This is a genomic window from Pseudomonas sp. BJa3 (genome assembly GCF_026343815.1).
In the GTDB taxonomy this organism is placed as follows: Bacteria; Pseudomonadota; Gammaproteobacteria; order Pseudomonadales; family Pseudomonadaceae; genus Aquipseudomonas; species Aquipseudomonas soli.
Window position 1 is genome coordinate 39,767 of sequence record NZ_JAOXMC010000005.1, and the last position, 26,771, is coordinate 66,537.

The following is a 26,771-nucleotide window of genomic DNA, read 5'->3' on the forward strand; positions in this document are numbered from 1 at the left end:
CCGTGCGGCCACCCCATCCCCAACCTTCTACCCAATCGACAGCCAGTCCCTCGCCGACCGCGCCAATCGCGAGGTGCCCCATGACTGACCATGAACGCCTATCCACCCTCCAAAGCTACGTCTGGACCCTCGAACTGCTAGGCGAGGCGCTGGTCCAGCATGACGAGGTGCTCGAGTGCGAGCACAACCCGCAACTAAGCTTCCGCAACACGGCGGGCATTCACCAGGCGATCCGGATCATCAGCCGTTTGGCCAGCGAGCAGTTCGGCAAGCTGGAGGTGATGAAAGAAGAGGGTGTTTCTACAGGCTGATGCTGCACATCATCGGGGCCGCTTTGCGGCCCTATTGCGGTGTGTGCCCTGAGCGGACTCCACTTGAACCATCGCGTCTTGCAAGAGAGTGCCTGGTCGGCAACGCATCGTTCGCCCGGTGTTTCATCACCCCCGAATCAGCGCCTACCAGAACCACCCACCCCGAGCCAGCTCCTGCTCACAACTCCGATACTGCGCCCCAAACACCGCAGCCCGCGCCTGCACCTTCTGCGACACGTTCTTCAGCCACGGCTTGGCGTCGTAGCTGCGGTTGCGGTAGCCGCCCCAGCCTTCGTGGTAATTCAGGTACTGGCCATAGGCGTCCCACTTGGACACGCCATTCACCCGCTGGCTCTTCTGCATGTACCAGCCCATGAAGTCGAGGGCGTCGGCGAAGTCGTCGCGGGCGGCGCCCCAGCCGCCGGCTTCGCGCTTGTAGTCGGCCCAGGTCTCGTCCTTGGCCTGGGCGTAGCCGTAGGCGGTGCTGACCCGGCCCCAGGGGATGAAGCCGAGGAAGTAATAGCGCGGCGGCAGGGCGTCGTGCTTGAACGACGACTCCTGGTACATCATCGCCATCGGCACCTGCACCGGGGCGCCCCAGCGCGCCTGCATCTTCAACGCCGCCTCGTGCCACTTCGGCTTCTCGCGGAAGATCTCGCAAAGGTTCTCGGGGTTGGCGGGAGGCTTGGTGGCACAGCCGGCTACAGCCAGGAGCAGGGCCGGCATGGTGAGCCGAAGCATGGAGGAGTTTCCTTGTGCGGACGTCGGGGTCGCAGGGCGCTGACGCTTTATACATTCTTTTGAGACGCAGATGAATCAGCGGGCGAGTGTGACTGGCCCAGTCCTTGGCACGGCCTCGCTAGAACGGTCGTCGCCCAAGCCTCGACGGGTAGTGTTATCAGGTTTATATTTCTTTGTAATTTCTATTTTTCGTAAACCGAGGGAGGCCGCCGATGATCGGCGAGCGGCTCAAACGTGCCCGCGCTGCTGCTGGCCTGTCGATGCAGGCGCTAGGTGAGCAGGTGGGCGTGAGCGCCAACATGATCAAGAAGTACGAACATGATCAGAGCATGCCCAGTTCTGGCGTGCTCGTGCGTTTGTGCAAGGCGCTGTCGGTGCGCGCCGAGTATTTCTTCCGTCCGGCCAAGGTCGAGCTGGCGGGGGGCGAATATCGCAAGCGTTGCAGCACGCCCAAGGCGATCCTCAAGCGCATCGAGGCCGATGTGCTGGATCAGGCGGAGCGCTGGCAAGAGCTGATCAACCTATGGCCGGACTATCCCGTGCAGGCCTTCAGCGCGCCGGCGGGGCTGCCTGCGCAGTTGGACTCGTTACAGGCGGTCGACAACCTGGCAGACCAGGTGCGGCAGCTGTGGGGGCTGGGGTCTAGCCCGATTCCCGATTTGATCGACGTGCTGGAGACGCATGGGATTCTGGTGATCATCACCCAGGTCGATGCGCAGGCGAAATTCGATGGACTGCAGGCCAGCGTGGCGGGGCAGCCGGTCATCGTGGTGTCGGCCGACTGGCCGGGGGACCGGCAGCGTTTCACCCTGGCCCACGAGCTCGGCCACCTGCTGATGCACGGTCGGTTGGCCGAGGGGTTGGATGAGGAAAAGGCCTGTAACCGTTTTGCCTCGGCATTGCTGGTGCCGGCCAGCGCCATGCGGCAGCATCTGGGCAACAAGCGTCACATGCTGGAGGTGCGCGAGTTGTATCTGCTCAAGGCGGAATTTGGCCTCAGCATGCAGGGCTGCCTGTATCGCGCTGGCGACCTGGAGATCATCCCGCAGGCTGTGCGTGAGCGGTTGTTCATGGTGTTCGTCAAACAGGGCTGGCGCAAGCAGGAGCCAGGGCCGGCGTATCGGCAGGAAACCACGCGGTTGTTCCAGCAACTGGTCTATCGCGCCTTGGGGGAGGGGATCCTCAGTGAGTCCAAGGCGGCGGAGTTGCTGGGCATGACGGTCTATCAGTTCCACCAGGCGCGTAAATTGGAGTTACTGGATGCAGCTGCTCATCAGTGATGCCAACATCCTGATCGACCTTGAAGAGGGCGAGCTGCTGGCTCAACTCTTCACGCTGCCTTACCAGTTTACTGTGCCAGATATCCTCTACTTCGATGAGCTCGAAGCCCAGCATGGGCATCTGCTGGGCCTAGGGCTCAAGTTGGCTGAACTCAACGCTGCCACCATGCTTTACGCCGTGGAATTGGTTGGCCTGGTCAGGGGGCCTAGTCGTAATGATTGCTTCGCCCTGGCGCTGGCCAGGCAGGAGAAATGCCCGCTGCTGTCCGGTGATGAGGCGCTGCGCAAAGCGGCGTTGCTGGAAAACGTTGAGGTGAAGGGGACGCTCTGGGTGGTTGAGGAGCTTGTTCGAGAGGGGGTGATCACTGTTGATCAGGCCCATGATGCCTACATGCGGATGCAGGCAAATGCGCGGCGCCTGCCATGGGTAGTTGCTCATCAACGGCTGGATGATTTTTATCGATAGACTCGCGCGTGTTGGTTTTCGTCGACCCAATCGTGGGGCAAGTCCTCTTCCACGATCCTGCTCCCGAGCCGTTAATGCTGAACTCGCTGTTCGCCCGGCTATTTACCGCATAATCTGCCCCCTATCTCCCCATATCGCGTATGGTGTCCATCAGTTCAACCCCGATCCACCCGGTGCGCCCGTGACGTCGAGCCCCGCGCACTGCTGCTTCATTGGCCGCCCCAACCCGCCGGCTAATCCAAGCCACCCGCCCCACGCCTCGACTATTCTCACCAGCAGCATGGACCGCTCGGCACTGCTCAGCACAACGTTGCACGACATCGGGATAGGTAATGACCCTGCAAAAGCGTAACAACGTGCACGTCGCTGGGAACGGCAGTGCCACCTTGATCCTGTCTCACGGCTTCGGCTGCGATCAGTCGATGTGGCGCTGCCTGCTGCCTCATCTGGTCACGCGCTTTCGCGTGGTCAGCTACGACCTGGTTGGCGCCGGTCAGTCCGACCTTGCGGCCTACACGGCGGAAAAATATGCGTCGCTCTGGGGCTATGCCACGGACCTCAACGAGCTGATCGACGCTTATGCCGAGGGGCCGGTGATCGTGGTCGGGCACTCGGTGAGCGCGATGATCGGCGTGCTGGCCGAGCGTCAGCGGCCCGGGCGGCTTGCCGGGCTGGTGATGATCGGCGGCTCGCCCTGCTACATCGATTCGGCGGGGTACTCCGGTGGCTTTGCGCCGGATGAAATCCAGGCGCTGCTCACCACCCTCGATGACAACTACCTCGGCTGGTCCAGTTCCATGGCCCCGACGCTGATGGGCACGCCCGGGCAACCATTGCTGGAAGCGGAGCTGACCAGCAGTTTTTGCCGCACCGACGCGCAGATCGCCCGGCACTTTGCCCGGGTCATCTTCCTCTCCGATCACCGCCAGGAGGTCAGCGGCCTGCCGGTACCGACGCTGATCGTGCAATGCACGGGCGACCCGGTGGTGCCGGTGGGCGTAGGCGAGTACCTGCACAGCGTGCTCCCCGACAGCCAGCTGAGCCTTATCGACAACATGGGCCATTACCCGCAGTTGAGTGCCCCGGGTGCCTGCGCGGCGGCGATGGATGCGTTCTTCGCCGGGCATGGATTCGGCCATGAATGACGCCGCCTTGTTGTTCGATGAGTCGTTGTTCGAGCATGCGCCGTGCGGGCTGGTCGTCATGGCCGCGGATGGCACCGTGCTGCGCTGCAACCAGACCTTCAGCCAGTGGCTGGGACATGACCCGGCGGCGTTGCAGGCGCGCAGTTTCGATCAGTTGCTGACGGCTGCGGGGCGGGCGTTCCAGCTCACGCACTGGGGGCCGTTGATGAACCTGCAGGGCTCGGTGTCGGAGGTGAAGCTCGAACTGCGCCATCGCGATGGGCACCTGCTGGCCATGCTGCTCAACGGGGTGCGGCGTGAAACCGCCGAGGGGGTGCGCTACCACCTGGCGCTGCTCGGCACCGGCGAGCGGGACCGCAACGAACGGGCGGCGCTGGTGGCCATGCAGCGCGCCGAAGAGCTGCTGGCGCAGAAGGTCAGCGCCGAGGCCGCCCTGCAACGGGCACAGGCCGAACTTGCCGCTGCCTATGAAAACGCCGAGCGCCGCGCCATCCTCGCCGAGCAGATGGTCGCGGTCGCCAGCCATGACCTGAAGAACCCGATGACGGCCATCAAGATGGCGACCGAACTGCTCGAACGCGATGCCGACAGCGACCGGGCCCGGCGCTTGCTGGGCAGCATCGGCAGTGCCGCCGACCGGGCGCAGCGGATGATCGTCGACCTGCTGGACTTCGCCTCGATCAGGCTAGGGCAGGGCATCCGCGTGACGCGTCAGCAGGTCGATTTGCGCCAGGCGGTGGACCAGTGCGTGAGCGAGCTCAGGGTGGCCTTCGCCCAGGCCGGTATTCGCCATTATTCGCGCGGGCATGGCACCTTCGAAGTGGACCAGGACCGCTTGCAGCAGATGCTCGGCAACCTGGTCGCCAACAGCGTGGCCTATGGCGCCCCGGGCTTACCGATCACCGTGACCACCGACCTGACGGACGAAGGCGCGACCTTGAGCGTTCACAATCACGGGCCGGCCATTGCTGAAGCGGTGATCCCGACGCTGTTCGAGCCGATGACGCGAGGCAGCGAGCGCGAGGATCCGCTGCGTTCGGTGGGCCTGGGCTTGTTCATCGTCAAGCAGATTGTCGAGGCGCATGGCGGCAGGATCGGCATGCGTTCGGATGCGATCTATGGCACTACCTTCACCGTGTGGTTGCCGGCCAGGGGGGCTTTACCTGGCACTGTTGCTGCCGTTGATGGACGGGAACAGTAATCTGCCACGTTCTTCCTGCTCTTGCAGGGCTCATATACGGCGATTGGCAGCGGCATGCACCTCGTCATCGCGCCTGGCGCCAATACAGAGCACCAGCACACCGAGCTTATCGGGTTCACCTTGAGCGATGCGCTCGCGTACGACTTTAAGGACCCGCTGAGCTTCGGCGCGGCCAAGTTACAGAAGATTGTCTTCCTGTTGGGATGAAACCTGACAGTCCAGATCATGTGCTTCTACCTGAAGCGAGTCTCCATCTCCTCCAGGCTCACGGTGTGTTTATCATTGAGGCTGGGCAGGCGCTCGGTGGTGAGACGTTCGGCACGCAGGTCGGCGAGCTCGTCCAGCATGGCCTGGTAGGCTTGCACGCCCATCAGGACCGCAGCGGGTTCGTTGTCCTTGAATATGACCAGATGAGTGGCGTCTGTGCTGGTCACTTGTTTCAAGCGTGCGCCAAACTCCCGGGCCATGGTGGTGGTGGACACTGCCTGTTCAGCTCGGGTCAGTAGGCCGGTCATTTGGAGTTCCTCGGAGTCACATACGCTCAATTTGCATTTATCAATGCGCATATCTGTACGTATGACAAACAGCTGGTACGGATGGTGAAGACAGCTATGTGGACTTGCAGACTATTGTCCCGGTTTGGGCAGTGCTTGGCCTCATCGGGACGTTTGCGAGATGTATCTCGCGCCCTCATAGCACCTTCATAGTGTCCTTGAGAGCGCCAGCGCTTTCGCCTCTGGAAGGCTTGATTTACTCGGTCAATCGTTCGGCCGCCTTGCGGTAAACCTGATCTCGCTCACGTTTATCCACGGCGACCACAAACACCACGATTTGATGATCGATGACCTGATAGACCAATCGATATCCGCTGCTGCGCAGCTTGATCTTGTAGCAGTCCGGGAAACCGTGCAGACGGTTCGCTTCGACCCTCGGGTTGAGCAACACGGTTGCCAGCTTCTTCTTTAGCTGTTGGCGAATGGTGTCGCCGAGCTTCTGCCATTCCTTGAGTGCGCGCGCATCGAAATCGAGGTTATAGGTCATCCAGCGTTACCCTCACCCTCTGCGGCGAGGCCAGGCGTTCGCGTACCGTGGCGAGCAGTGCTTCGTCCTCTTCGGTCAGTAACACGGGTTTAAAAGGCAGTTGCCCGCGCTCAGCAACATATTGCAGCGCTTGGCGCATCAGCTCGGAGGGGGTTACACCCAGCTTTTCCAGCTCACGGTAGGCGCGCACCTTGAGGTCGTCGTCGATACGTACATTGATGGACGCCATGTTTGCAGCCTCTTTGTAATGACATTGGTCTGTACAATGAGGCAAAGCAGTTTGTTGGGCAAGGGTAGTAACGAGATTACCGACAAGCGTGTTACTCGTTGAACTCCGGAGCGACGTCAGGCTGCAGGGAGGGCGATCTCGAGGTGCCCCCTTCGAACCACCCCGGCCACGAACTACGCTGCCGGTTCTCCACCTGCACACAGGGAATCAGCCGCTCACGCAACACCTCGGTCCTGCCCACGCTCAACGCCAGCCGATACTTGGCGCTGTGCACGCATTCCCGATCGCCGAATTCGCAACGATCCAGGCTGGTGCCGCCGCACGGCCCGTTTGCCAGCCCCTTGGGGCAGGTCTCGGGGCAGATATACAGCGTGTCCTCCAGCCGGCAACTGCCACAGGTATCGCAGCCCACCATCGGCCGTTTGATACGCCGTTCCAGCTGGTGCAGCCACTGCGCTGCCGTGGGGCTGGCCCATAGCGGCCGGGTCACGGCCCAGCCGAAGGCCTTGCTCAAGACGGTGGTGCGGCTGAACAGCTGGTGGTGCATCGCCGACAGCAGGTGATAGCGAACCTTTTCCTTGTTGGAGGCGGTGATCTGCCGCTGCCCGAGGCGCCAGGCGTGCCCGGGTGGATGGAAGGTGACCGGCGTCAGGCCAGGTGCCTGCCAGGCCGCTTCCCAGGCCGGGGTCCAGTCCTGCAGTGAGCTGAACTGCGGTTGCAGCACCTCGATGGTCTGCTCAAGTGCCTCGAACTGCGCCACCTCGTGGATGCCGGACAGGTGCACGCCTGCATAGCCCATCAATTTCAGGCCGATCACCTGCAAGGCCAGGCGCTGGTTGGCGCGTTCCTTGGCGTAAGTCTTGGAAACCGCTGCCTCGGCGGCCAGCAGTGCGCGCATCGACGGCGTGACGGTCACCCCGGCGACATGCCCGAGCATCCCGGCACGGCCCTCGGTCAGCGCCATGATGCAGGCCATCAGCGGCTTGGGGCGGGGCTGGCGCTGCATCCAGTCGAAGGCTTCCTGATGCTTATCGATATCGAAACCGAGCTGCAGGATGAACAGGTCGGCTCCGGCGGCGAGTTTCTTTTCAGCCTTGCTGTACTGCGCGCCGCCTTCGGCCTCCTGGTACTTGAACGGGTTGAGCGCGGCGGCCAGCAGCCAGTGCGGGCGGGCCTGGCGGACGATTTGCAGGGCGGCGACGGATTCGAGGTAGCGCACCGGGCGCTCGCCCGGGACGTGGCCGGGCAGGCGGTCGCCGGTGAGCAGCAGCAGTTGGTCGAGGCCGGCGGCGTCCATGCGCTGCAGTTGCGCCAGCAGCTCGCGGCGTTCGCGGTCCTTGCCTGAGAAGTGCAGCAGGGCGGGGACGGGCTCGGCCAGGCTATTGAAGGCGTCCAGCGGCGACATGTCCAGGGCGCTGCCGACGCGGTCGCCGATGGCCACGGTCAGCGGCCAGCCGCACAGCTGGGTGCGGGCCATGAGGGTGTCGAGGGTGGCGAAACGCTCGGCGCTGGGCTTGGGCACGAACTCCAGGATGCAGGCGAAGGCGTGGGCGTCAAGGGTCGTTTTCAACAGGCTCATGGGGTGTGGGCTACCGGGTTGGGGCAGGATGGCAGTGTGCGACAGGTGGGCGGCTGGGGCATGTCTGATTGCGCGGGGGAGTATGTTGATTGAGACATTTGCGATGCCTGGGCCGACGGCATGGCTAAGGCACCATGAGAAAATTTTGAGTTCATCTCAAATTTAATGAGTTTGTCTCACATTAGACCGCAGCCCAGAATCTCCCTCATTCATTTTAAGAAGATCGAGGGACCACGACATGGCACTGGCACACAACCTGGGTTTCCCACGCATCGGCCGCGACCGTGAGTTGAAGAAAGCCCAGGAAGCGTTCTGGAAGGGCGAGCTGAACGAAGCTGGCCTGCGCGCTGTGGGCCGTGAGCTGCGTGCCGCCCACTGGCAGGTGCAGAAGGACGCCGGCATCGACCTGCTGCCGGTCGGCGACTTCGCCTGGTACGACCAGGTGCTGACCCACTCGCTGACCTTTGGCGTGATCCCCGAACGCTTCCGTGCCAAGGACGCTGCCAAGCCGACCCTGCAGACCCTGTTCGCCATGGCCCGAGGCGCCGTGGCGACGGACCGAAGCGACAGCTGCTGCGGTGGTGCCCACGCCCAGGAGATGACCAAGTGGTTCGACACCAACTACCACTACCTGGTCCCCGAGTTCAGCGCCGACCAGCAATTCGCCCTGAGCTGGGAGCAGCTGTTCGAGGAGGTCGAGGAGGCCAGGGCCCTGGGCCATGCGGTCAAGCCGGTGGTGATCGGCCCGTTGACCTATTTGTGGCTGGGCAAGGCCAAGGGCGCCGACTTCGACAAGCTCGACCTGCTCGACCGCCTGCTGCCGCTGTATGACCAGATCTTCAACCGCCTGGCGGTGCAGGGCGTGGAGTGGGTGCAGATCGACGAGCCGATCCTCGCCCTCGACCTGCCGCAGGACTGGAAGAACGCCTACGAGCGGGTCTACAACATCCTCCAGCGCGCCCCGCTGAAAAAACTGATCGCCACCTACTTCGGCGGTCTCGAAGACAACCTCGGCCTGGCCGCCAACCTGCCGGTCGATGGCCTGCACATCGACCTGGTGCGTGCCCCGGACCAGTACCCGACCATCCTCGACCGTCTGCCGGCCTACAAGGTGCTGTCGCTGGGCGTGGTCAACGGCCGCAACGTCTGGCGCTGCGACCTGGACAAGGCGCTGGAGGTGCTGCGCCATGCCCATGAGCGCCTGGGCGAGCGCCTGTGGGTGGCGCCGTCGTGCTCGCTGCTGCACAGCCCGGTGGACCTGGCCCGTGAAGACCAGCTCGATGACGAGCTGAAAAGCTGGCTGGCGTTCGCCGTGCAGAAGTGCCAGGAAGTGGCGGTGCTGGCCAAGGCACTGAACCAGCCCGAGGCCGACGAGGTGCTGGCGGCGCTGGCGCAGAGCCGCGCCGTGCAGCACAGCCGCGCCACCTCGCCACGGATTCACAAGCCGGCGGTGCAGGCCCGTGTCGCCGCGATCAAGCCAACCGACAGCCAGCGCGCCACCGCTTTCGAGCAGCGCATCGCCAAGCAGCGCGCCGGGCTGAACCTGCCGGCGTTTCCGACCACCACCATCGGTTCGTTCCCGCAGACCGCGGCCATCCGCCTGGCGCGCCAGGCGTTCAAGCAGGGCACGCTGACCGAGGCCGACTATATCGAGGCCATGCACAGCGAGATTCGCCATGCGGTTGAGATCCAGGAAAACCTCGGTCTGGATGTGCTGGTGCACGGCGAGGCCGAGCGCAACGACATGGTCGAGTACTTCGCTGAGCAACTGGACGGCTACATGTTCACCCGTTTCGGCTGGGTACAGAGCTACGGTTCGCGTTGCGTGAAGCCGGCGGTGATCTTCGGTGACCTGAGTCGCCCGAAGGCGATGACCGTGGCCTGGATCACCTACGCCCAGGGCCTTACCCGCAAGGTGATGAAGGGCATGCTGACCGGCCCGGTGACCATGCTGATGTGGTCGTTCCCTCGCGAGGACGTGAGCCGCGAGGTGCAGGCACAGCAGCTGGCGCTGGCGCTGCGTGACGAGGTGTTGGACCTGGAGGCCGCCGGCATCAAGATCGTGCAGATCGACGAAGCCGCTTTCCGCGAGGGCCTGCCGCTGCGCCGCAGCGCCTGGCCGCGCTACCTGGAGTGGGCCACCGAGGCGTTTCGCCTGTGTGCCTCGGGTGTGCGGGACGAGACGCAGATCCACACCCACATGTGCTACAGCGAGTTCAACGATGTGATCGAGTCGATCGCTGCCATGGATGCGGATGTGATCACCATCGAGACCTCGCGTTCGGACATGGAACTGCTGGAGGCGTTCGAGCAGTTCGCTTACCCGAACGAGATCGGCCCGGGCGTGTACGACATCCACTCACCGCGGGTGCCCGCCAGGGAAGAGATGGTCAAGCTACTGCGCAAGGCTGCCCAGCGGATTCCGGCCGAGCGGTTGTGGGTGAACCCGGATTGCGGCTTGAAGACCCGTGGTTGGCCGGAAACCGAGGCGGCGTTGGTGAACATGGTCGCCGCTGCCCGCGAGTTGCGCGCTTCGGCCTGACCTCATCGCGCATGTTCCCCGGACTTCGGCTAGAGTGCCCGGACATTCCTGCCGAAGCCCTGCCATGAAGCCCATCCACCTCACCCTGATCTGCCACGCCCGCACCGAGGCGCAAAGGGTGGGGCGCTTCGCCCAGGATGGCGAGCCTTTGCTGGAATTGCCCTCGCTTGTGCCTGAACCGGCGGTCCGCTACCTCAGCGCACCTGAGCTGCGTGCCCGGCAAACAGGCGAGGGCCTGAGGGCGACGGTTGATGAGGGGCTGCGCGATTGCGACCTGGGCACCTGGAAAGGTCAGCTGCTCAAGCATCTGGATGAAGCCGCGTTGCAGGCATGGCTGAGTGACCCCCATGCCACACCTCACGGCGGCGAATCGCTGGCCGCCCTGTGCGGGCGTGTTGCTCACTGGATGGACAGCGCCCTGGGCGAGGGCGAATGGATCGCCGTCACCCACCCCTTCGTCATCCGCGCCGCAATGCTGCATGCGCTGGGCGCGCCTGTGCAATCCTTCCACCGCATCGATGTGCAGCCCCTGGCCAATGTGCGGTTCAGCCATTACGGTCAGTGGCGGGTGCGACTGGCCTAGCGGCGCACCAACGCCGGCACGACGCGAACGTAGACCAGCTCGCTGACCAGCTCGACCAGCGTCTGGGTAATCACGGCCGCCGCTGCCAATGCCCGGATCGACTCAGGCAGCGCCAACGCCAACGGCAGCACCACCAGCGAGTTGCGCGTGGCGGCGCTGAAGGTCACCGCCCGGGCCTCGCCTGTGGACAACCTGAACAGGCGCGCCACAAACCACCCAAGCAGCGGCGCCAGCACAGCGAAGCCGGCATACACCGGCACCACCGGCAGCAGATCGTCCAGCCGGCTGGCGACCACGCCGATCTGCGAGCCGATCACCGCGATCAGCACCAGGGCCATGGCCGGCACCGGCAGCCAGGCCCAGGCATCGTTCCACTTCGAAACCACTGCAGAGCGCCGCGCCCCGGCGCTGGTGGCGACGGCCAGCAGCAGTGGCAGCGCGATCAGCAGCACGAAGGCCTCGACAAATGGCGCCACGGAAATCTCCACATGGCCGACGCCGCCGAGCATCAACGCCAGGTACAGCGGCAGCATCGCCAGTTGCACCAGCAACAGTACGGGCGTGGCGGCCAGGGTCAGGCGCGCGTCGCCCTTGCCGAGGTGGGTGAACACCACCACATAGTCGATGCACGGCGTCAGCAGCACCAGCAGGGCGCCGACCAGCACGGCGGGTTGCTCGACCAGCCCTCGGGTTCCAGCCCAGACCAGCAGCGGCACCAGCACGAAGTTGGCCAGCAGCAGCGCGCCCATGAAGCGCCGGTTGCCAAGCCCTGCGCGCAGGTCGAGGAAGGGGATCTGCAGGAACATCGCGTACATCAACACGGCGATGGCCGGAGTCACCAGCGCTTCGAGCGCCCCGGCGGCGCTGGGTACGAGCAGGCCGAGCACGGCGGCCAGCGCCACGGCGACGAAGTAAAGGGGGATCTGGTTTTGCTCGAGTTGCTCTCTGTTCACGGGCGGCCTGGCATTTCCGACTGGATTACTGGGGCAGGCAGGGTACTATCCGGCGCAGTCCATAGGGAGTGATTCGATGCGAATTCTAGTGGTCGGTGCAAGCAAGGGATTGGGCCAGGCGCTGGTGCAGGGCCTGGGTGGGCAAGGCGATACGCTGATAGGTGTGTCGCGCAGCAGGCCGGCAGCGTTGCCGGGCGCGGCGCAGTGGATCGAGGCCGACCTCGGCCAGCCGCGCCAGGCCGCAGCGATCATCCAGGAGGCGGTGTCCGACGCTGGACTGGACGTGCTGGTGTACAACGTCGGCATCTGGGAGGCGCGGGCCTTCGAGGAGAACTACAGCTTTCTTGAGGATGACGAAGGGCAGATCGAGCGCATGGTCGACACCAACATCACCGCGCCGCTGCTGCTGATCAAGCGCCTGCTGCCGCTGCTGCTGCAGAGTGCCCGACCACGAATCATCCTCACCGGCTCCACCTCCGGCCTGCCGGGTAGTGGTCGCCCGGAGGTGACCTTTGGTGCCAGCAAGTTCGGCTTGCGCGGCATCGCCGAAAGCCTGCGTGAAGGCTTTCGCGAGCAAGGCCTGGGGGTGAGTTGCCTGAACCTGGGCTACCTGAACACCGAGGATGGCCTGGACGTGCCGCTGGCCGAGGCCGAACAACGGGGCGAGGGCTCGCTGATACCGTTGCACGATGTGGTGCAGGTGTGCCGGATGATGCTCAGCCTGTCCTCGGCCAGCTATGTGCGCGACATCACCTTGCCGGCGCTGCGCGACGAGCGCTTTTGAGCTGCGAGGGCGCGCGCCGATGCTGAAAAGGCCCGACAGGAGAACCCGTCGGGCCCGGGCAAGGGCCTCAGCTGACCAGGCAGATCGCCCGCAGTTTGGAGCCTTCGCGCACTTGCGTGGTGGTATCGCCGAGCCATTGCTGGGTATCGGTCTTCTGCTGTTTGGAGAACACGTCCTTGACGTTGTTCCAGCTTTCCACCGACAGCTGGTAGATCGCCTGGGACAAGGTGTACGACGATTGGAAGGTAATGGTGCCCTTATGGCTGGATGCCTTGATGGTGAACTCGCTGGCGTACAGCATGAAGTTTACCGAGCCGCTGTCGCCGGTTTGCAGGATGTTCTGGTTGAAGTTCGACTGGCGCTCGGTCTGCTCGGAGTAGGACAGTGCCGCATTCACCAGGCTGCTCAGGGACTGTTTGATCTGCTCGACATCCTGGTTCTTCAGGCCGATGAAGCCTTTGACGAATGAGTCGACCAGCGCGTTGGCGTCATGGCTTTTTTGCTGGATCTGCGTGACTTGCGCTGCCAGCAGGGAAAGGAAGGGGATTTCCGCGATCTGCTGGGTGAAGGCGATGAAGTGCTCACGGTCACCGGCGGACTTTGGCTTTTGGTCGGTCGGCTGGTCCAGTGGGTTGTAGCCGGAGCGTCGGCGGGCAATGTCGATGGCCGTCTGCAGGCCTTCGTAGATGCTCACTGGTGCGCTGCCGGGGCTGACATTGGCGTCCGCATCCTTGGCATAGCTGCCGGTCGCCGTGCCCTTGGCCGGGCTGAAGAAGGGGTTGATGGCATCCGCGCCGCTGCGCATGGATTGGCCAGTCGCCGTGAGCAGTTGGCGGTTATAGTCCTGCGCGAAAATGTTGCCGCGCAGCGCCGTGGATTTTGCATTCGCCTTGGTTTCCGTCAGCCAGGCGTGGGCGCTTTCTTTTTCCGATGGAAATGCTCCTGGAGCGTGCATGTCAAATCCCTTTAGCAGATTTAATTATAGGTTCGATTGCACTTGAACTTAAGCAGTTCATGGAGTGCCTGACATAGGCTAGAGGGCACCTTGAAAGTGTCAAAGTGTCGTTTTGGTAACAGTCGGAAAGTAGTGTGCGCTGGTGAGCGTATTCGAATTAATGGCGCAGCTGCTTATCGTGAGCCGTTAAGTTGATGAGACTTTAAGTGCTCATTTGAAGATATTTTTTTATTTTATGAGTTCTTTCGAGCTGCACTATTAATTGCAACTAGTGCTTCTGGATGGCGATTGTTCATGGTGGGCAACAGATCTTCGGGGCCGCTTCTGCGGTCCATCGCCAGCGGGTCGGCTCCCACCGCAGCAGCGCACGACTATCGGGCAGTGTGGCCGGGGTGGGAGTAGGCTTGCCGACGATGGGCTGCAAGGCAGCCCCAAGAGCCGTCGGTCAGCGCTCGATTGCCAGGGCCACACCTTGGCCGCCGCCGATGCATAGCGTCGCCAACCCTTTCTTGGCATCGCGCTTGATCATCTCGTGCAGCAGGGTCACCAGCACCCGGCAGCCCGACGCGCCGATCGGGTGGCCCAGGGCAATGGCGCCGCCATTGACGTTGACCTTCGCCGCATCCCATTCCAGCTGCTTGCCCACCGCCAGCGCCTGGGCGGCGAAGGCTTCGTTGGCTTCGATCAGGTCCAGGTCGGCGAGCTGCCAGCCGGCCTTGTCCAGGCAGCGCCGGGTTGCCGACACCGGGCCGATGCCCATGATCGCCGGGTCCACCCCGGCGCTGGCGTAGGCGGCGACCTTGGCCAGAACCGGCAGGCCCAGGGTCTTGGCCTTGGCGGCACTCATCAACAGCACGGCGGCGGCGCCGTCGTTGAGGCTCGAGGCGTTGCCAGCGGTGACGCTGCCGTCTTTCTTGAACGCGGCGCGCAGTTTGCTCAAGGACTCGGCGCTGGTGCCAGGGCGTGGCTGCTCGTCGGTGTCGAACACCAGCGGCTCGCCTTTTTTCTGCGGGATGTGGATCGGGGTGATCTCGTCCTTGAAGCGGCCGGCCTCGATGGCGGTCACGGCCTTGCGCTGCGACTCGGCGGCGAAGGCATCCTGCTGCTCGCGGCTCAGGCCGTACTTGTCCACCAGATTTTCGGCAGTAATGCCCATGTGGTAATCGTTGAAGGCGTCCCACAGGCCGTCGCTGATCATGCTGTCGACCAGCTGGCCGTGGCCCATGCGCTGGCCGGTGCGTGCCGAGGGCATTACATAAGGCGCCAGGCTCATGCTCTCCTGGCCACCGGCGATCACCACCTCGGCGTCGCCGCAGCGGATGGCCTGGGCGGCCAGGTGCAGGGCCTTGAGGCCCGAGCCGCAGACCTTGTTCAGGGTCAGGGCCGGTACTTCATAAGGCAGGCCAGCCTTGACGGCGGCCTGGCGGGCGGGGTTTTGCCCGGCACCGGCGGTGAGCACCTGGCCGAGGATCACTTCGTCGACCTGCGCCGGGTCCAGCTGGGTCTGGGCCAGCAGCTGGCGGATCACCGCGGCGCCCAGTTCCACGGCGGACACGTTGGCCAGGGCCCCCTGGAAACTGCCGATGGCAGTGCGGGTGGCGGCGACGATGACGACTTCGTTCATTGTTGTTCTCCAGGATACGAGCGTGATCGTCACAGCATCCGCGCCCGGGGCTTATTTGAGAAGTTTGTTTTTCTTTGCCATTGATCTGAAATTCAAATGAATGATCGGCGTGCCGGCATGCCCTCATTCGGACTCGCCAAGGCTTGGCCACTCCGATGAGCGTGGGGCCGCATGACGGCCCTTTGCCGTTCAGCGCACGGTGCTGGCCTGGATCGCGGTCAAGGCGATGGTGTGCACGATATCGTCCACCTGCGCTCCGCGCGGCAGGTCGTTGACCGGCTTGCGCAGCCCTTGCAGCATCGGCCCGAGGCTGACGCAGTCGGCGCTGCGCTGCACCGCCTTGTGCGTGGTGTTGCCGGTGTTCAGGTCGGGGAACACGAACACCGTAGCGCGCCCGGCTACCGGACTCGACGGCGCCAGCTGTCGGGCAATCTCGGGGTTGGCGGCGGCGTCGTACTGCAACGGGCCGTCGATCAGCAGGTCGTGCTCGGCCTGCTGCGCCAGGCGCGTGGCCTCGCGGACCTTCTCCACTTCTTCGTCGCTGGCCGCCGAGTCGCTGGAGTAGCTGAGCATCGCCACCCGTGGCGCGATGCCGAACGATTCGGCCGACTCGGCGCTCTGCCGGGCGATCTCGGCCAGTTCGGCTGCGCTGGGGTGCGGGTTCATCACGCAGTCGCCATAGACCAGCACCTGGTCGGGGAACAGCATGAAGAACACCGAGGACACCAGGCTGCTGCCCGGTGCGGTCTTGATCAGTTGCAAGGCCGGCCGGATGGTGTTGGCGGTGGAGTGCACCAGACCGGAGACCAGGCCGTCCACTTCGCCGAGGGCCAGCATCATGGTGCCGATCACCACCGGGTCTTCCAGCTGCTGCTCGGCCATCGGCGCGTTGAGGTTCTTGCTCTTGCGCAGGTTCACCATGGGTTCGACATAGCGGTCACGGATCACCTCGGGGTCGAGTACCTCCAGGTCCGGCGGCAGGCTGATGCCCTGGGCGCGGGCCACGGCCTGCACTTCCTCGGGTTTGGCCAGCAGCACGCAACGGGCGATGCCCCGGGCTTGGCACAAGGCCGCGGCCTGCACCAGCAAGGGCTCGGCGCCCTCGGGCAGGACGATGCGCTTGTTGGCCTGCTGGGCGCGCTGGATCAACTGGTAGCGGAACACCGCCGGTGACAGGCGCAGCTCGCGTGGCGTGCCGCAGCGCTGGTGCAGCCAGGCGGCGTCCAGGTGGCTGGCGACGAAGTCGGTGATGAACTCGGCGCGCTCGCGGTCGTCCACCGGGATCTCGCGGTTCAGCGAGTTGAGCTGGTTGGCGGTGTCGTAGGAGCCGGTGCTCACCGACAGGATCGGCAGGCCGGCCTGCAGGGCGCCGCGGCACAACTCGAGGATGCGCGGGTCGGGCTTGCTGTCGCTGGTCAGCAGCAGGCCGGCCAGGGGCACGCCGTTGATCGCCGCCATGCACACGGCGAGGATGATGTCGTCGCGGTCGCCCGGCGTCACCACCAGGGTGCCGGAGGTCAGCAGCGGCACGGTGTTGGCCACGGTGCGGGCGCAGATGATGATCTTGCTCATGCGCCGCTGGTCGTAGTCGCCGGGGTTGAGCACCTGGGCGCCGAGCAGCTCGGCCACGTCGCGGGTGCGCGGGGCGTTGAGCTCGGCCTGGTAGGGGATGCAGCCGAGCAGGCGGAAGTCGTTGCCGCGCAGCAGCGGCGAGTGCTCGCGCAGGCGGGTGGCGAAATCGGCCATGCTTTCGTCGGTGCGCACCTTGTTGAGGATCACCCCCAGCACTTTCGGGTCGCGCGGGCCGCCGAACAGCTGGGCCTGCAGCTCGACGCGGCCGGACAGCTCGCTGAGTACCTCGTTTTCCGGCGCCGATACCAGGATCACCTCGGCGTCCAGGCTCTTGGCCAGGTGCAGGTTGACCCGGGCGGCATAGCTGGCGTGACGGGTCGGCACCATGCCTTCGACCACCACCACGTCCTTGCCGACGCAGGCCTGCTGGTACAGGCGGATGATCTGTTCGAGCAGTTCGTCGAGCTGGCCGTCACCGAGCATGCGCTCGACATGGCCCAGGCTCAGGGGCGTCGGCGGCTTGATGCCATGGGTGCGGGCGACCAGTTCGCTGGAGCGCTCCGGGCCGGTGTCGCCGGGGTGCGGCTGCGCAATCGGCTTGAAGAAGCCGACCTTGAGCCCGGCGCGCTCCAGGGTGCGCACCAGGCCCAGGCTGATGGAGGTCAGGCCGACACCGAAGTCGGTCGGCGCGATGAAAAATGTCTGCATGCGTGCTTCTCGGAATAAGCGGTGCAAGGAATTCAGCGGCCAAGGGTAGCGCTAACGGCACCTTGAGCGCACCAGCCGCAGGGGAATACCTGGCCGATGCGCCGGGCGCGTTCGTCTGCATCGAGCACCCAGGGCCGGGCCTGCCACGGCGGCTGGTGGCGCAGATGCTGGGTGTGGCCGCAGGACAGCTCGACCACCCAGTGCTGCTCTTCGTCGAGGTGAAAGCCCGTGATCCGACTGATGGGCTGCTGTTGGTCCGCGCCGGGTTCGCAATCGGCCGATGCGTTGGTTACACTTGTTCGTTCTATATTCTTTTGCAAAAGGTCTTGCCCCATGCTGATCGCCGCCAACAAGGCTGTCTCCATCGACTATACCCTCACCAACGACGCTGGTGAGGTCATCGACAGCTCCGCCGGTGGTGCGCCGCTGGTCTACCTGCACGGTGCCGGCAACATCATCCCGGGCCTGGAAAAAGCCCTGGAAGGCAAGCAGGCCGGTGAGGAACTGACCGTTGCCATCGAGCCCGAAGAAGCCTACGGCGAATACTCCGCCGAGCTGGTCAGCACCCTGAGCAGCAAGATGTTCGAAGGCGTCGACCAACTCGAAGTCGGCATGCAGTTCCACGCCTCGGCGCCGGACGGCCAGATGCAGATCGTCACCATCCGCGACATCGACGGCGACGACGTGACCGTCGACGGCAACCACCCGCTGGCTGGCCAGCGCCTGAACTTCAAGGTCAAGGTTGTCGACGTGCGTGACGCCAGCGAAGAAGAAATCGCTCACCGTCACATCCACGGTGAAGGTGGCCATCACCACTGATTTTCTGCGCTAAGCTCAGAGAGTCGCCAGGCGCTCGGGCAAGCCGGACTTGCCCTCCTCGGGAGGGTGGACGGTTTGGCCGCGCGCCTTTTTCGTGGGCGGGATTCGCCCCTGCGGCAATCGGAACCTGAGAGGGGATTTCATCATGAGTGCATTTCACGACCTGACGTTGAAGGCGCTGAACGGCGAGGACCTGCCCCTTGCTCCGTTCAAGGGCCAGGTGGTGCTGGTGGTCAATGTCGCCTCCAAGTGCGGGCTGACGCCGCAATACGCTTCGCTGGAAAAACTGCACCAGCAATTCAAGGGCAAGGGCTTCAACGTGCTCGGCCTGCCGTGCAACCAGTTCGCAGGCCAGGAGCCTGGCAGCGAGAAGGAAATCCAGGACTTCTGCAGCCTCAACTACGGCGTGAGCTTCCCGCTGGGGGCCAAGCTCGAGGTGAACGGCCCGCAACGTCATTCGCTGTATCGCCTGTTGGCGGGCGAAGGCGCTGAGTTCCCTGGCGACATCAGCTGGAATTTCGAGAAGTTCCTGGTCGGTAAGGATGGCCGGGTGCTGGCACGCTTCGCCCCACGTACCGCACCAGATGATCCGACCGTGGTGCAGGCCATCGAGAAAGCGCTGGCTTGAAGGCAGCGCCAACAGGGGGCGCTTGTCCAGAGGGCTGGCGCGCGGTGGGTGTGGTTCTGGAGGCTCTCGAGCGGGTTGTCGAAATTGACCAGAGCGCGCCGGCATCGGCCTGCAGGTCCCCGTTGGCGGTGCCGCTTTCCAAGGTGCGCACCTTCTTGGGTTTCAACTCGTAACGACTGACCCGTTGGGCAGCTGGCTCGCCATCGCGCGTGTCGGCATGCTTTGCTTATGAGAATTGAAATCATTAGTATTGCAGCCCCCATTCCCGGATCCTCGTCATGAAGAGCAAAGCCGCCGGCCTTCCCCTGAGCTACCGCCTGGCCGTGACTTCCCGCAGCTTGGCAGCGCTGCTGGGCGGCTATCTGCTGGCGTCGATGGCCAGTGTCTGCATCACCCTGCTTGCGCCGATGACCCAGGCCGACGCGACGATGACCGGAATGATGTTGTCATTCGTCGTCTACCTCATCGCCTTCATCTGGTGCTTCGCCTGTCGGAGCGCCTGGCGTGCCTGGCTGGGCATGCTGTTGCCAAGCCTGGTGCTGGGGCTGATCAACGTACTGGCCTACTGGATGAACCTGTCATGAAAGAAGGCTTCCGCCAGGCCATGGCCTGGCTGCATACCTGGACCGGCCTGATCTTCGGCTGGTTGCTGTTCGCCATCTTCCTCACCGGGACGCTGTCGTACTTCAAGGAAGAGATCAGCCACTGGAGCCGGCCCGAGGTGCAGAGCCATCCGCTCGACCCAGTGGCCAGCCTTGGCCTGGCCCAGCGTTACCTCGAAACCCATGCGGGGCATGCCAGCACCTGGTTCATCCGTTTGCCCAGCGAGCGCCAGGCGGCGCTGAGCGTCAGCTGGCGCGACCCTAAAGGCGATGGACGTCGTGGCTTCACCGACAAGAACCTCGACGCGCGCACCGGTGAGGCAGTCCAGGCCCGCGACAGCCGGGGCGGCGAGTTCTTTTACCGCTTCCACTTTCAATTGCAGATGCCCCACCCTTGGGGGCGCTGGCTGTCGACCTTCTGCGCCTTCATCATGCTGTTGGGGCTGGTCACCGGGATCATCACCCACAAGAAGATCTTCAAGGAGTTCTTCACCTTCCGCCCGGGCAAGGGCCAGCGGTCCTGGCTCGACGGCCACAACGCCATCGGTGTGCTGGTGCTGCCGTTCCACCTGATGATCAGCTACAGCAGCCTGGTGATCTTCATGTACATGGTCATGCCGGCCAGCATCCTGGCCAGCTATGGTGACAGCAGCGGCTACTTCAACGATGTGTTCGGCCGCGACGAAGTGCCCGAGGCGGTTGCCCAGGCCGCGCCGCTGGCGCCGTTGACCGACCTGTATGCCAAGGTCCAGGAACAGGCGCCGGGGGCGCGCATGGGCTACATCCGGGTGCATAACCCCGGTGACCGCAACGCCCGCGTCACCTTCACCCGCGCCTCGGCTGACAGTGTCGCCTACCAGCGCAGCGCCATCTGGACCTTCGATGGCGTCAGTGGCGAGCTGCTGCGCCGCGGGGCGCCGGAAAGCGCGGCGATGACCACTTCGTTCACCTTCGTCGGCCTGCACATGGGCAACTTCGCCGGGCCTTGGCTGCGCTGGCTCTACTTTGCCTTCGGCGTGGCCGGCACGGCGGTGATCGGCACGGGCCTGGTGATGTGGTTGGGCAAGCGCCAACTCAAGCACGCCAAGAATGAGCGCATGCCCGGCGAACTGCGCCTGGTCGAAGTGCTGAACATCGCCAGCATGAGCGGCCTGTTGCTGGGCGTGGCGGCGTTCTTCTGGGCCAATCGCCTGCTGCCGGCAACGCTGGGAGGGCGGGCTGACTGGGAGATCAACGGCTTCTTCCTGGCCTGGGGCGCGTCATTGCTCCACGCCATGCTCAGGAGCGGGCGCCGCGCCTGGGGCGAGCAACTGACGCTGGGCGCGCTGGCGTTCGCCTTGCTGCCGTTGCTCAACGCGCTGACCTCCGACCAGGGCCTGGATCACTCCATCGCCGCGGGTGACTGGGCCATGGCCGGTTTCGACCTGACGGCCCTGGCCACCGGCCTGTTCCTGGCCTGGGCCGCCGGCAAGATGCTGCGCGCGCCCAAGCCGGCCGCCAAGCGTGCGCCACGCGCCGCCAAGACCGTGGAGGCGAGCTGATGCTGGGGGTTGCGCTGATGGGCTTCGCCGGTTTTGCCGGCCTGTGCCTGGCCATGGAAAAACACTTCAACGACCTGCTCGGGCGCAAGCCCACGGGGCGGCAGCTGCGAGCCTTGAAGATCACGGGCTGGGCGTTGCTGCTGCTGTCGTTGATCCTCGCCGTGCATGGGCGCGGCTGGGCCCTGGGCCTGGTGGAGTGGATCGCCGTGCTGATGGCCGGCGTGACCCTGTGGGTGTTCGGCCTGCCCTACCAGCCGCGGCTGTTGCTCGGCGCGGCGCTTGCCAGCCTGGTGCTCGGGCCGCTGCTGGCCGTGCTGGCGGTCTAGGCCCTTGAGCGACTCCGAGGCCGGCGGCGGGCGGGCACGCTTCCTCCAGGTGTTCCTCGCCCAGCGTGCGCGCATGGAGGCGCTGGTCAGCCGCCGCGTCGGCTGCCGCGCCACGGCGTCGGACCTGGTGCAGGACTTGTTCCTGCGCTTCTGGCGGCGCCCCGAGGTGCAGGTCGAGGCGCTCGATACCTACCTGCTGCGCAGCGCCAGCAACCTGGCTATCGACTACCTGCGCAGCGAAGGCAGCCGCGACCGGGTCGCTGAAGGCCTGCATGATCCTGACAGCGTGTCGGACAGCCAGGCCCCCGACCAGGCCCTGGAGGTCAATCACGACCTGCAACGCATCGAGGCGGCCCTGCGGGCGCTGCCCGAACGCACCCGGCAGATCTTCCTGCTCAGCCGCATCCATGGCTGCACCTACGGCGAGATCGCCAAGGCCATGCAGTTGTCCCAGAGCGCAGTGGAAAAGCATATGATGCGCGCCCTCGAAGCGTGCAAGGCGAGTGTCGCCGACCCCGCGTCCCCACTACGCCGGCCAGGGAGCGCCCGTCGATGAGTGTTGAACAGCCGATCACTGCCGCCCAGTCCCAGGCCGCCCTGCGCTGGCTGGGGCGCATCCAGCAGCAGCCGGCGCAGGCCGAGGGCGCGGCGTTCAAGCGTTGGTTGCTGGAGAGCCCCTCCCATCGCCAGGCCTATGCCGAGGCCCAGGCGCTTTGGCGCCTGAGCGAGGCGCCGGCGGCGCGGCTGGCGGCCGAGGAACACCAAGGCCTGCAAACATACCTGGAGGCCATGCGCCGGCCCGAGCGCAAGCGACCGTGGCGCGGCCTGGCAGCGGCGGCGAGCCTGGTCCTGGCGCTGGGATTCGCGGCAGGCTGGCAGCCGCAGTTCTGGCTGCAGGACCTACGCGCCGACTACACCAGCGGGGCGCAGGTGCGGCAGGTGACCCTGGCCGATCGTTCGCAACTGACCCTGGATGCCGGCACTGCCGTGGCAGTGGATTTCGTCCAGGGCGAGCGGCGTGTGCGGTTGCTGCGCGGCGCCGCGTTCTTCGAGGTGACCCATACCGGCGAGCCGTTCCTGGTGGATGCCCAGGGCGGCGAAGTGCGGGTGCTGGGGACCCAGTTCGAGGTGCGCGGGCAGGGTGACGGCGCGCAGGTCACGGTACGCAGCGGGCGGGTGGCGGTGACGGCAGCCGAAGGGCAGCCTGCCCGCGAACTGACAGCCAACCAGCAACTGGCCTATGCCGGTGGTGTGGCCGGTGGGGTCGAGGCGGTGGACAGCGACAGCCGCCTGGCCTGGCGCCAGGGCTGGCTGAACTACTACCAGGTGCCGTTGGCGCAGGTGCTCGAGGACCTGGGGCGTTACTACCCGGGGCGGATCCTGCTGCTCGACGGTGAGCTGGCGCAGCGCAGGGTCAGTGGCAGTTTCCCGGTTGAGGAACCGCTGGCCGCGCTGGATTCGCTGGGCAAGGTGCTGGGGTTCGAGCGGCAGACGCTGTTGGGCCGGTTGACCGTTTTGCGTTGACCTGAGCCGACGTCAGCGCGGGGCAAGCCCGCTCCCACGATCTTGGACCCTGCAAGCCACCGCGTGGGAGCGAGCTTGCCCCGCGATAGGATCGGAACAGCAAAATATTTCCATCAGGTGATGAGGTACCCCACGCCGGCATCCGTGTAGTAAGTGGAAGTGCGATTCATTCGCATACGATCATCCCGCCCACAGGTCCGCGTCCATGAAGTTCACCCCGCGTTGCGTCTCGCTCTGGTTCGGTCTCTGCAGCTTTTCCGCCGTGGCCGTCGTGCCCCAGGCCGTGGCCGCCCAGCAGAGCCAGGTCTATGCCTTCGCCCAGCCCAGCCAGCCGTTGGCCCAGGCGCTCAACGCCTTCAGCCGTACCACCGGGCAGAGCGTGGTCTATACCCTGACGCTACCGGACCTGCGAGCCCCGGCGCTGAACGGCACCTTCGACGCCGAGCAGGCTCTGCAGCAGTTGCTCGGCAATTCAGGCCTGGCCTGGCGCCGCCTCGACGCCCGCACGCTGACCCTGGAGCCGGTCGACACTTCCGGCGCGGTGAACCTGCAAGCCACCACCATCAACTCGCAACTGGACGACTACAGCTACCAGCCGCCGGCCAGCGCCTCGATCATGCGCGGCCAGGGCGCGACCCTGGATATCCCGCAGGCCGTGAACGTGGTCCCGGCCCAGGTGATCCGCGACCAGGCGCCGCGCAATCTGGACGATGCCCTGTACAACGTCAGCGGCATCACCCAGGGCAACAACTTCGGCGGTACCGCAGACACCGTGATGAAGCGTGGCTTCGGCGACAACCGCGACGGTTCGATCATGCGCGACGGCATGCCGATCGTGCAGGGCCGCGCGCTCAATGCCAGCACCGAGCGGGTCGAAGTGCTCAAGGGCCCGGCCTCGCTGCTTTACGGCATCCAGGACCCGGGCGGGGTGATCAATGTGGTCAGCAAGCGCCCGCAACTTGCGCAGTACAACGCCCTGACCCTGCGCGGCTCGACCTACGGCAACGGCAAGAACGGCAGCGGTGGCGGCCTGGACAGCACCGGTGCGCTGGGGGAGAGCAACCTGGCCTATCGCCTGATCGTCGATCACGAGGATGAAGACTACTGGCGCAACTTCGGCGTGCACCGCGAATCGCTGGTGGCGCCGTCGCTGGCCTGGTACGGCGAGGACACCCAGGTGGTGCTGGCCTATGAGCACCGCGAGTTTCGCTATCCGTTCGACCGCGGGACCGCCTTCGGCAGCGATGGCCACCCGTTGAACATACCCGCTACTCGCCGCCTGGACGAGCCGTTCAACGACATGGAGGGCCGCTCCGACCTGTACCGCCTGGAAATCGACCATCAGCTGGACGACGCGTGGAAGCTGCACGTCGGCTACAGCTTCAACCGCGAAACCTACGATGCCAGCCAGGTGCGCGTGACCGGCGTGGATGAAAGCAAGGGCACGCTGTCGCGCAGTATCGACGGCACCCGGGGCGCCCTGAGCCGTGACCAGTTCGTCACCTTCAGCCTCAACGGCAGTGTCGAGCTGGCCGGCATGCGTCATGATCTGGTGCTGGGTGCCGATCACGAGGACCGCAAGGTCTACCGCGCCGACCTGATCCGTCAGAACAGCCGCTCGACCTTCAGCTATCTGAACCCGGTCTATGGCCGCGAAGTGGAAGGCACCAATGTGCGCGCCAGCGACAGCGACCAGACCGACAAGCTGCGCACCGATTCGCTGTTCCTGCAGGACGCCTGGCACCTGGACGAGCACTGGATCCTGGTGGCAGGCGGGCGTTTCCAGCAGTACGACCAGTACGCCGGCCGCGGCCGACCGTTCAACGTCAACACCGACACCAGTGACCAGACCTGGGTGCCCCATGCGGGCGTCGTCTACAAGGTCGATGAGCAGCTGTCGTTCTATGGCAGCTATAGCGAGTCGTTCAAGCCCAACTCGACCATCGCCCCGCTGAGCATCGGTGGTGGCCGCACCCTGACCCTGGACTCTGGGATCGCGCCGGAGGAGGGCAAGTCCTGGGAGCTGGGGGCCAAGCTCGACGTGCCGGGCGCGGTGACCGGTACCCTGGCGCTGTTCGACATCACCAAGCGCAACGTGCTGGTGGCCGATGGCGACACCCAGCCGGGGACCATTCTCTACAGCAACGCGGGGGAAGTTCGTTCACGGGGCGTCGAGCTGGACCTGACTGGCCAGCTCAGCGAGCGCTGGAGCCTGATCGGGGCCTATGCCTTTACCGACGCCGAGGTCACCAAGGACCCGCAGCTCAAGGGCAACCGCCTGCAGAACGTCGCCCGCCACAGTGGTTCGCTGTCGGCAGTATACGACTACGGCAGCCTGTTCGGCGGTGATCGCCTGCGCCTGGGAGCCGGTGCGCGCTACGTGGGTGAGCGTGCGGGCAATGCGACAAACGACTTCGACCTGCCGGCCTACACCGTGGCCGATGCCTTCGCCAGCTACGAAACCAAGCTGGACGAGCACAAGGTGCGCCTGCAGTTGAACGTGAAGAACCTGTTCGACAAGGTGTACTACAGCTCCGCGGTGAACCGCTATTTCGTTGCGGTGGGGGATGCGCGGCAAGTCAGCCTGTCGAGCACCTTCGAGTTCTGACCAATCGATGATGGGCGGCATGGCAATGGGCTTGTTCCGCGACAGGGCCCGGCAGTCAGGCGCGGAACGCTGCCCTGTACTCTCCAGGCGTCGCCCCCAATGCCTGGCGAAACCTGTTGCTGAAATGGCTGGCACTGGCGAACCCGCACGCCAGTGCCACCTCGCCCAAGGCTGGCGTGCCCAGGCGCAGTAAGCGACAGGCCCTGTGCAGCCGCCGGGCAAGCAGATACTGATGCGGCGGCAGGCCGAAACTTGCCCGGAACATCCGTGCAAAGTGGTACTCGGACAGGTTGCAGCGCAGCGCCAGCTCGCCCAGCGTCAGCGGCTGGTCCAGGTGGGCCTCGATATAGTCCACCAACTGCCGACGCTGGTGCGGCGCCAAGCCACCCCTGAGTTTGAGCCCATGGCGCAGGCCGACCTGGTTGAGCACGGCGTGGTCGATGATGTCGTGGGCAAGGCTGCTGGCCAGCAGGCGTTCGCCGGGCTCGGACCAGTCCATGTCGATCAGCTGGCGAAAGCGTGCGGCCTGTTGCGGATCGTCGAGGAAGGTCGCCTCGCGCAGCTGCATTTCACGCGGTTCGCGGTCCAGCAGGCGGGTGCAGCCAAGGGCGAACTGTTCCTCGCTGATGTACAGGTGGGCAAGGCGGATCGAGCCATTGATCACCCAGTTCGATTCGTGGCCGGCGGGCATCACGCACAGTTTGTCCGGTGCGCCGCGGTCGGCCGGGCGCTGGCGGCGGAAAGTACCGGTGCCGTCGGCGATGTAGCACGACAGGGTGTGATGGCTGGGCGCCTGGTAATCACGGGCATCGTCGCGGTTGCTCCACAATGCCGCCGCCAGGCCGTCGCCCAGGTGCGCGCTCAGCTCCAACCGGGCGTTGGGTGAGGCGTTGAGGGCGTTGAAGACTTGCAGGTGGTCGAGTGTGGGCATCGGAGACTCCTCTGAAGGCCATCGTACTGCGGCGTGGGCGGGAAGGCAGCTGGCGGAGGAGGAAAAGCGCAAGTTTAT

28 protein-coding genes are annotated in these 26,771 nt (G+C 64.9%); 17 read left to right on the forward strand and 11 right to left on the reverse strand.

What is annotated here, in order from left to right; all coding sequences use genetic code 11:
- Positions 1 to 80 precede the first annotated feature (80 nt).
- Positions 81 to 311: a hypothetical protein gene (locus OH705_RS07020; RefSeq protein ID WP_267301577.1), complete on the forward strand. Its 231-nt coding sequence runs from the start codon at positions 81 to 83 to the stop codon at positions 309 to 311.
- A gap of 144 nt (positions 312 to 455) precedes the next feature.
- On the opposite strand, the gene OH705_RS07025 is transcribed toward OH705_RS07020, so the two are convergent.
- Positions 456 to 1,052: a hypothetical protein gene (locus OH705_RS07025; protein ID WP_323873486.1), complete on the reverse strand. Its 597-nt coding sequence runs from the start codon at positions 1,050 to 1,052 to the stop codon at positions 456 to 458.
- A 212-nt stretch (positions 1,053 to 1,264) separates the two neighbouring features.
- Here OH705_RS07025 and OH705_RS07030 point away from each other — a divergent pair, with 212 nt between their 5' ends.
- From OH705_RS07030 to OH705_RS07050, 5 genes are all read left to right on the forward strand, one after another.
- Complete coding sequence (locus OH705_RS07030) at positions 1,265 to 2,332, forward strand: helix-turn-helix domain-containing protein (protein WP_267301579.1); 1,068 nt, start codon at positions 1,265 to 1,267, stop codon at positions 2,330 to 2,332.
- Entirely contained in the window at positions 2,313 to 2,798 is a 486-nt protein-coding gene (locus OH705_RS07035) for a PIN domain-containing protein (protein ID WP_267301580.1), read from the forward strand. The genes OH705_RS07030 and OH705_RS07035 overlap by 20 nt, the downstream gene beginning before the upstream one ends.
- A gap of 332 nt (positions 2,799 to 3,130) precedes the next feature.
- The gene (locus tag OH705_RS07040; RefSeq protein ID WP_267301581.1) at positions 3,131 to 3,943 is read left to right on the forward strand and encodes an alpha/beta fold hydrolase; all 813 of its coding nucleotides are present in this window, start codon (positions 3,131 to 3,133) and stop codon (positions 3,941 to 3,943) included.
- On the forward strand, positions 3,936 to 5,144 hold the full coding sequence (locus OH705_RS07045) for a PAS domain-containing sensor histidine kinase (RefSeq protein WP_052062227.1): 1,209 nt from the start codon (positions 3,936 to 3,938) through the stop codon (positions 5,142 to 5,144). Before OH705_RS07040 ends, OH705_RS07045 begins: the two co-directional genes overlap by 8 nt.
- A 54-nt stretch (positions 5,145 to 5,198) precedes the next feature.
- Positions 5,199 to 5,351 (forward strand): hypothetical protein, encoded by a 153-nt coding sequence (locus OH705_RS07050; RefSeq protein ID WP_158659585.1) that lies wholly within the window; start codon positions 5,199 to 5,201, stop codon positions 5,349 to 5,351.
- Between the two features lie 26 nt (positions 5,352 to 5,377).
- Here OH705_RS07050 and OH705_RS07055 read toward each other — a convergent pair whose 3' ends face one another.
- From OH705_RS07055 to OH705_RS07070, 4 genes are all read right to left on the reverse strand, one after another.
- On the reverse strand, positions 5,378 to 5,659 hold the full coding sequence (locus OH705_RS07055) for a Phd-YefM (RefSeq protein ID WP_023629497.1): 282 nt from the start codon (positions 5,657 to 5,659) through the stop codon (positions 5,378 to 5,380).
- Positions 5,660 to 5,894: 235 nt separating this feature from the next.
- Positions 5,895 to 6,185: a type II toxin-antitoxin system RelE family toxin gene (locus OH705_RS07060; protein WP_023629498.1), complete on the reverse strand. Its 291-nt coding sequence runs from the start codon at positions 6,183 to 6,185 to the stop codon at positions 5,895 to 5,897.
- Complete coding sequence (locus OH705_RS07065) at positions 6,175 to 6,414, reverse strand: type II toxin-antitoxin system RelB/DinJ family antitoxin (RefSeq protein WP_023629499.1); 240 nt, start codon at positions 6,412 to 6,414, stop codon at positions 6,175 to 6,177. Before OH705_RS07065 ends, OH705_RS07060 begins: the two co-directional genes overlap by 11 nt.
- A 91-nt stretch (positions 6,415 to 6,505) precedes the next feature.
- Positions 6,506 to 7,993, reverse strand: a complete 1,488-nt coding sequence (locus OH705_RS07070) for a methylenetetrahydrofolate reductase C-terminal domain-containing protein (protein WP_267301585.1) — start codon at positions 7,991 to 7,993, stop codon at positions 6,506 to 6,508.
- Between the two features lie 238 nt (positions 7,994 to 8,231).
- Between OH705_RS07070 and metE the strand changes: the two genes are divergently transcribed.
- Positions 8,232 to 10,535, forward strand: coding sequence for a 5-methyltetrahydropteroyltriglutamate--homocysteine S-methyltransferase (gene metE, locus OH705_RS07075; RefSeq protein ID WP_267301587.1), 2,304 nt, complete (start codon positions 8,232 to 8,234; stop codon positions 10,533 to 10,535).
- A gap of 64 nt (positions 10,536 to 10,599) precedes the next feature.
- A complete protein-coding gene (locus OH705_RS07080) occupies positions 10,600 to 11,118 on the forward strand; it encodes a histidine phosphatase family protein (protein ID WP_267301588.1) in 519 nt (172 codons plus the stop codon).
- On the opposite strand, the gene OH705_RS07085 is transcribed toward OH705_RS07080, so the two are convergent.
- A complete protein-coding gene (locus tag OH705_RS07085) occupies positions 11,115 to 12,071 on the reverse strand; it encodes an arsenic resistance protein (protein ID WP_267301590.1) in 957 nt (318 codons plus the stop codon). The two genes, OH705_RS07080 and OH705_RS07085, sit on opposite strands and share 4 nt — an antisense overlap.
- 76 nt (positions 12,072 to 12,147) lie before the next feature.
- Here OH705_RS07085 and OH705_RS07090 point away from each other — a divergent pair, with 76 nt between their 5' ends.
- The gene (locus OH705_RS07090; protein WP_094011748.1) at positions 12,148 to 12,855 is read left to right on the forward strand and encodes an SDR family NAD(P)-dependent oxidoreductase; all 708 of its coding nucleotides are present in this window, start codon (positions 12,148 to 12,150) and stop codon (positions 12,853 to 12,855) included.
- A 67-nt stretch (positions 12,856 to 12,922) separates the two neighbouring features.
- On the opposite strand, the gene OH705_RS07095 is transcribed toward OH705_RS07090, so the two are convergent.
- The 4 genes from OH705_RS07095 to OH705_RS07110 form a co-directional block, all read right to left on the reverse strand.
- A complete protein-coding gene (locus OH705_RS07095; RefSeq protein ID WP_267301592.1) occupies positions 12,923 to 13,810 on the reverse strand; it encodes a hypothetical protein in 888 nt (295 codons plus the stop codon).
- A gap of 445 nt (positions 13,811 to 14,255) precedes the next feature.
- Complete coding sequence (locus OH705_RS07100; protein WP_267301593.1) at positions 14,256 to 15,434, reverse strand: acetyl-CoA C-acetyltransferase; 1,179 nt, start codon at positions 15,432 to 15,434, stop codon at positions 14,256 to 14,258.
- Positions 15,435 to 15,623: 189 nt separating this feature from the next.
- Complete coding sequence (gene pta, locus OH705_RS07105; protein WP_267301594.1) at positions 15,624 to 17,714, reverse strand: phosphate acetyltransferase; 2,091 nt, start codon at positions 17,712 to 17,714, stop codon at positions 15,624 to 15,626.
- A 32-nt stretch (positions 17,715 to 17,746) separates the two neighbouring features.
- Positions 17,747 to 18,049, reverse strand: coding sequence for a DUF3565 domain-containing protein (locus OH705_RS07110; RefSeq protein ID WP_267301818.1), 303 nt, complete (start codon positions 18,047 to 18,049; stop codon positions 17,747 to 17,749).
- Here OH705_RS07110 and OH705_RS07115 point away from each other — a divergent pair.
- The 8 genes from OH705_RS07115 to OH705_RS07150 all read left to right on the forward strand — a co-directional run bounded on the left by OH705_RS07115 (position 18,048) and on the right by OH705_RS07150 (position 25,762).
- The gene (locus OH705_RS07115) at positions 18,048 to 18,533 is read left to right on the forward strand and encodes an FKBP-type peptidyl-prolyl cis-trans isomerase (protein WP_046854201.1); all 486 of its coding nucleotides are present in this window, start codon (positions 18,048 to 18,050) and stop codon (positions 18,531 to 18,533) included. The genes OH705_RS07110 and OH705_RS07115 overlap by 2 nt on opposite strands.
- Positions 18,534 to 18,678: 145 nt before the next feature.
- Entirely contained in the window at positions 18,679 to 19,161 is a 483-nt protein-coding gene (locus OH705_RS07120; protein WP_094011746.1) for a glutathione peroxidase, read from the forward strand.
- Between the two features lie 278 nt (positions 19,162 to 19,439).
- The gene (locus OH705_RS07125) at positions 19,440 to 19,745 is read left to right on the forward strand and encodes a DUF3649 domain-containing protein (protein WP_023630342.1); all 306 of its coding nucleotides are present in this window, start codon (positions 19,440 to 19,442) and stop codon (positions 19,743 to 19,745) included.
- Positions 19,742 to 21,304 carry a PepSY-associated TM helix domain-containing protein gene (locus OH705_RS07130; protein WP_267301598.1) on the forward strand — a complete coding sequence of 521 codons (1,563 nt, stop codon included), beginning with the start codon at positions 19,742 to 19,744 and terminating at the stop codon, positions 21,302 to 21,304. The genes OH705_RS07125 and OH705_RS07130 overlap by 4 nt, the downstream gene beginning before the upstream one ends.
- Positions 21,304 to 21,630, forward strand: a complete 327-nt coding sequence (locus tag OH705_RS07135) for a DUF3325 domain-containing protein (protein ID WP_046854208.1) — start codon at positions 21,304 to 21,306, stop codon at positions 21,628 to 21,630. Before OH705_RS07130 ends, OH705_RS07135 begins: the two co-directional genes overlap by 1 nt.
- A 4-nt stretch (positions 21,631 to 21,634) precedes the next feature.
- Complete coding sequence (locus tag OH705_RS07140; RefSeq protein ID WP_038706796.1) at positions 21,635 to 22,186, forward strand: RNA polymerase sigma factor; 552 nt, start codon at positions 21,635 to 21,637, stop codon at positions 22,184 to 22,186.
- Complete coding sequence (locus OH705_RS07145) at positions 22,183 to 23,154, forward strand: FecR family protein (RefSeq protein WP_267301603.1); 972 nt, start codon at positions 22,183 to 22,185, stop codon at positions 23,152 to 23,154. The genes OH705_RS07140 and OH705_RS07145 overlap by 4 nt, the downstream gene beginning before the upstream one ends.
- Before the next feature lie 205 nt (positions 23,155 to 23,359).
- Positions 23,360 to 25,762, forward strand: coding sequence for a TonB-dependent siderophore receptor (locus tag OH705_RS07150; RefSeq protein ID WP_267301605.1), 2,403 nt, complete (start codon positions 23,360 to 23,362; stop codon positions 25,760 to 25,762).
- 55 nt (positions 25,763 to 25,817) lie between these two features.
- Here the strand turns inward: OH705_RS07150 and OH705_RS07155 are convergent, their stop codons facing one another.
- On the reverse strand, positions 25,818 to 26,693 hold the full coding sequence (locus OH705_RS07155; RefSeq protein ID WP_267301607.1) for a helix-turn-helix domain-containing protein: 876 nt from the start codon (positions 26,691 to 26,693) through the stop codon (positions 25,818 to 25,820).
- Between the last annotated feature and the right edge of the window lie 78 nt (positions 26,694 to 26,771).

Coding starts and splice junctions, on each gene's coding strand:
- OH705_RS07045 (WP_052062227.1), top strand. CDS start 3,936: ATGAATGACGCCGCCTTGTTGTTCGATGAGTCGTTGTTCGAGCATGCG.
- OH705_RS07020 (WP_267301577.1), top strand. CDS start 81: ATGACTGACCATGAACGCCTATCCACCCTCCAAAGCTACGTCTGGACC.
- OH705_RS07090 (WP_094011748.1), top strand. CDS start 12,148: ATGCGAATTCTAGTGGTCGGTGCAAGCAAGGGATTGGGCCAGGCGCTG.
- OH705_RS07130 (WP_267301598.1), top strand. CDS start 19,742: ATGAAAGAAGGCTTCCGCCAGGCCATGGCCTGGCTGCATACCTGGACC.
- OH705_RS07070 (WP_267301585.1), bottom strand. CDS start 7,993: ATGAGCCTGTTGAAAACGACCCTTGACGCCCACGCCTTCGCCTGCATC.
- OH705_RS07125 (WP_023630342.1), top strand. CDS start 19,440: ATGAAGAGCAAAGCCGCCGGCCTTCCCCTGAGCTACCGCCTGGCCGTG.
- OH705_RS07100 (WP_267301593.1), bottom strand. CDS start 15,434: ATGAACGAAGTCGTCATCGTCGCCGCCACCCGCACTGCCATCGGCAGT.
- OH705_RS07080 (WP_267301588.1), top strand. CDS start 10,600: ATGAAGCCCATCCACCTCACCCTGATCTGCCACGCCCGCACCGAGGCG.
- OH705_RS07040 (WP_267301581.1), top strand. CDS start 3,131: ATGACCCTGCAAAAGCGTAACAACGTGCACGTCGCTGGGAACGGCAGT.
- OH705_RS07150 (WP_267301605.1), top strand. CDS start 23,360: ATGAAGTTCACCCCGCGTTGCGTCTCGCTCTGGTTCGGTCTCTGCAGC.
- OH705_RS07115 (WP_046854201.1), top strand. CDS start 18,048: ATGCTGATCGCCGCCAACAAGGCTGTCTCCATCGACTATACCCTCACC.
- OH705_RS07060 (WP_023629498.1), bottom strand. CDS start 6,185: ATGACCTATAACCTCGATTTCGATGCGCGCGCACTCAAGGAATGGCAG.
- OH705_RS07135 (WP_046854208.1), top strand. CDS start 21,304: ATGCTGGGGGTTGCGCTGATGGGCTTCGCCGGTTTTGCCGGCCTGTGC.
- OH705_RS07155 (WP_267301607.1), bottom strand. CDS start 26,693: ATGCCCACACTCGACCACCTGCAAGTCTTCAACGCCCTCAACGCCTCA.
- pta (WP_267301594.1), bottom strand. CDS start 17,714: ATGCAGACATTTTTCATCGCGCCGACCGACTTCGGTGTCGGCCTGACC.
- OH705_RS07025 (WP_323873486.1), bottom strand. CDS start 1,052: ATGCTTCGGCTCACCATGCCGGCCCTGCTCCTGGCTGTAGCCGGCTGT.
- OH705_RS07120 (WP_094011746.1), top strand. CDS start 18,679: ATGAGTGCATTTCACGACCTGACGTTGAAGGCGCTGAACGGCGAGGAC.
- OH705_RS07030 (WP_267301579.1), top strand. CDS start 1,265: ATGATCGGCGAGCGGCTCAAACGTGCCCGCGCTGCTGCTGGCCTGTCG.
- OH705_RS07145 (WP_267301603.1), top strand. CDS start 22,183: ATGAGTGTTGAACAGCCGATCACTGCCGCCCAGTCCCAGGCCGCCCTG.
- OH705_RS07050 (WP_158659585.1), top strand. CDS start 5,199: ATGCACCTCGTCATCGCGCCTGGCGCCAATACAGAGCACCAGCACACC.
- OH705_RS07065 (WP_023629499.1), bottom strand. CDS start 6,414: ATGGCGTCCATCAATGTACGTATCGACGACGACCTCAAGGTGCGCGCC.
- OH705_RS07095 (WP_267301592.1), bottom strand. CDS start 13,810: ATGCACGCTCCAGGAGCATTTCCATCGGAAAAAGAAAGCGCCCACGCC.
- OH705_RS07055 (WP_023629497.1), bottom strand. CDS start 5,659: ATGACCGGCCTACTGACCCGAGCTGAACAGGCAGTGTCCACCACCACC.
- OH705_RS07035 (WP_267301580.1), top strand. CDS start 2,313: ATGCAGCTGCTCATCAGTGATGCCAACATCCTGATCGACCTTGAAGAG.
- OH705_RS07110 (WP_267301818.1), bottom strand. CDS start 18,049: ATGGGGCAAGACCTTTTGCAAAAGAATATAGAACGAACAAGTGTAACC.
- metE (WP_267301587.1), top strand. CDS start 8,232: ATGGCACTGGCACACAACCTGGGTTTCCCACGCATCGGCCGCGACCGT.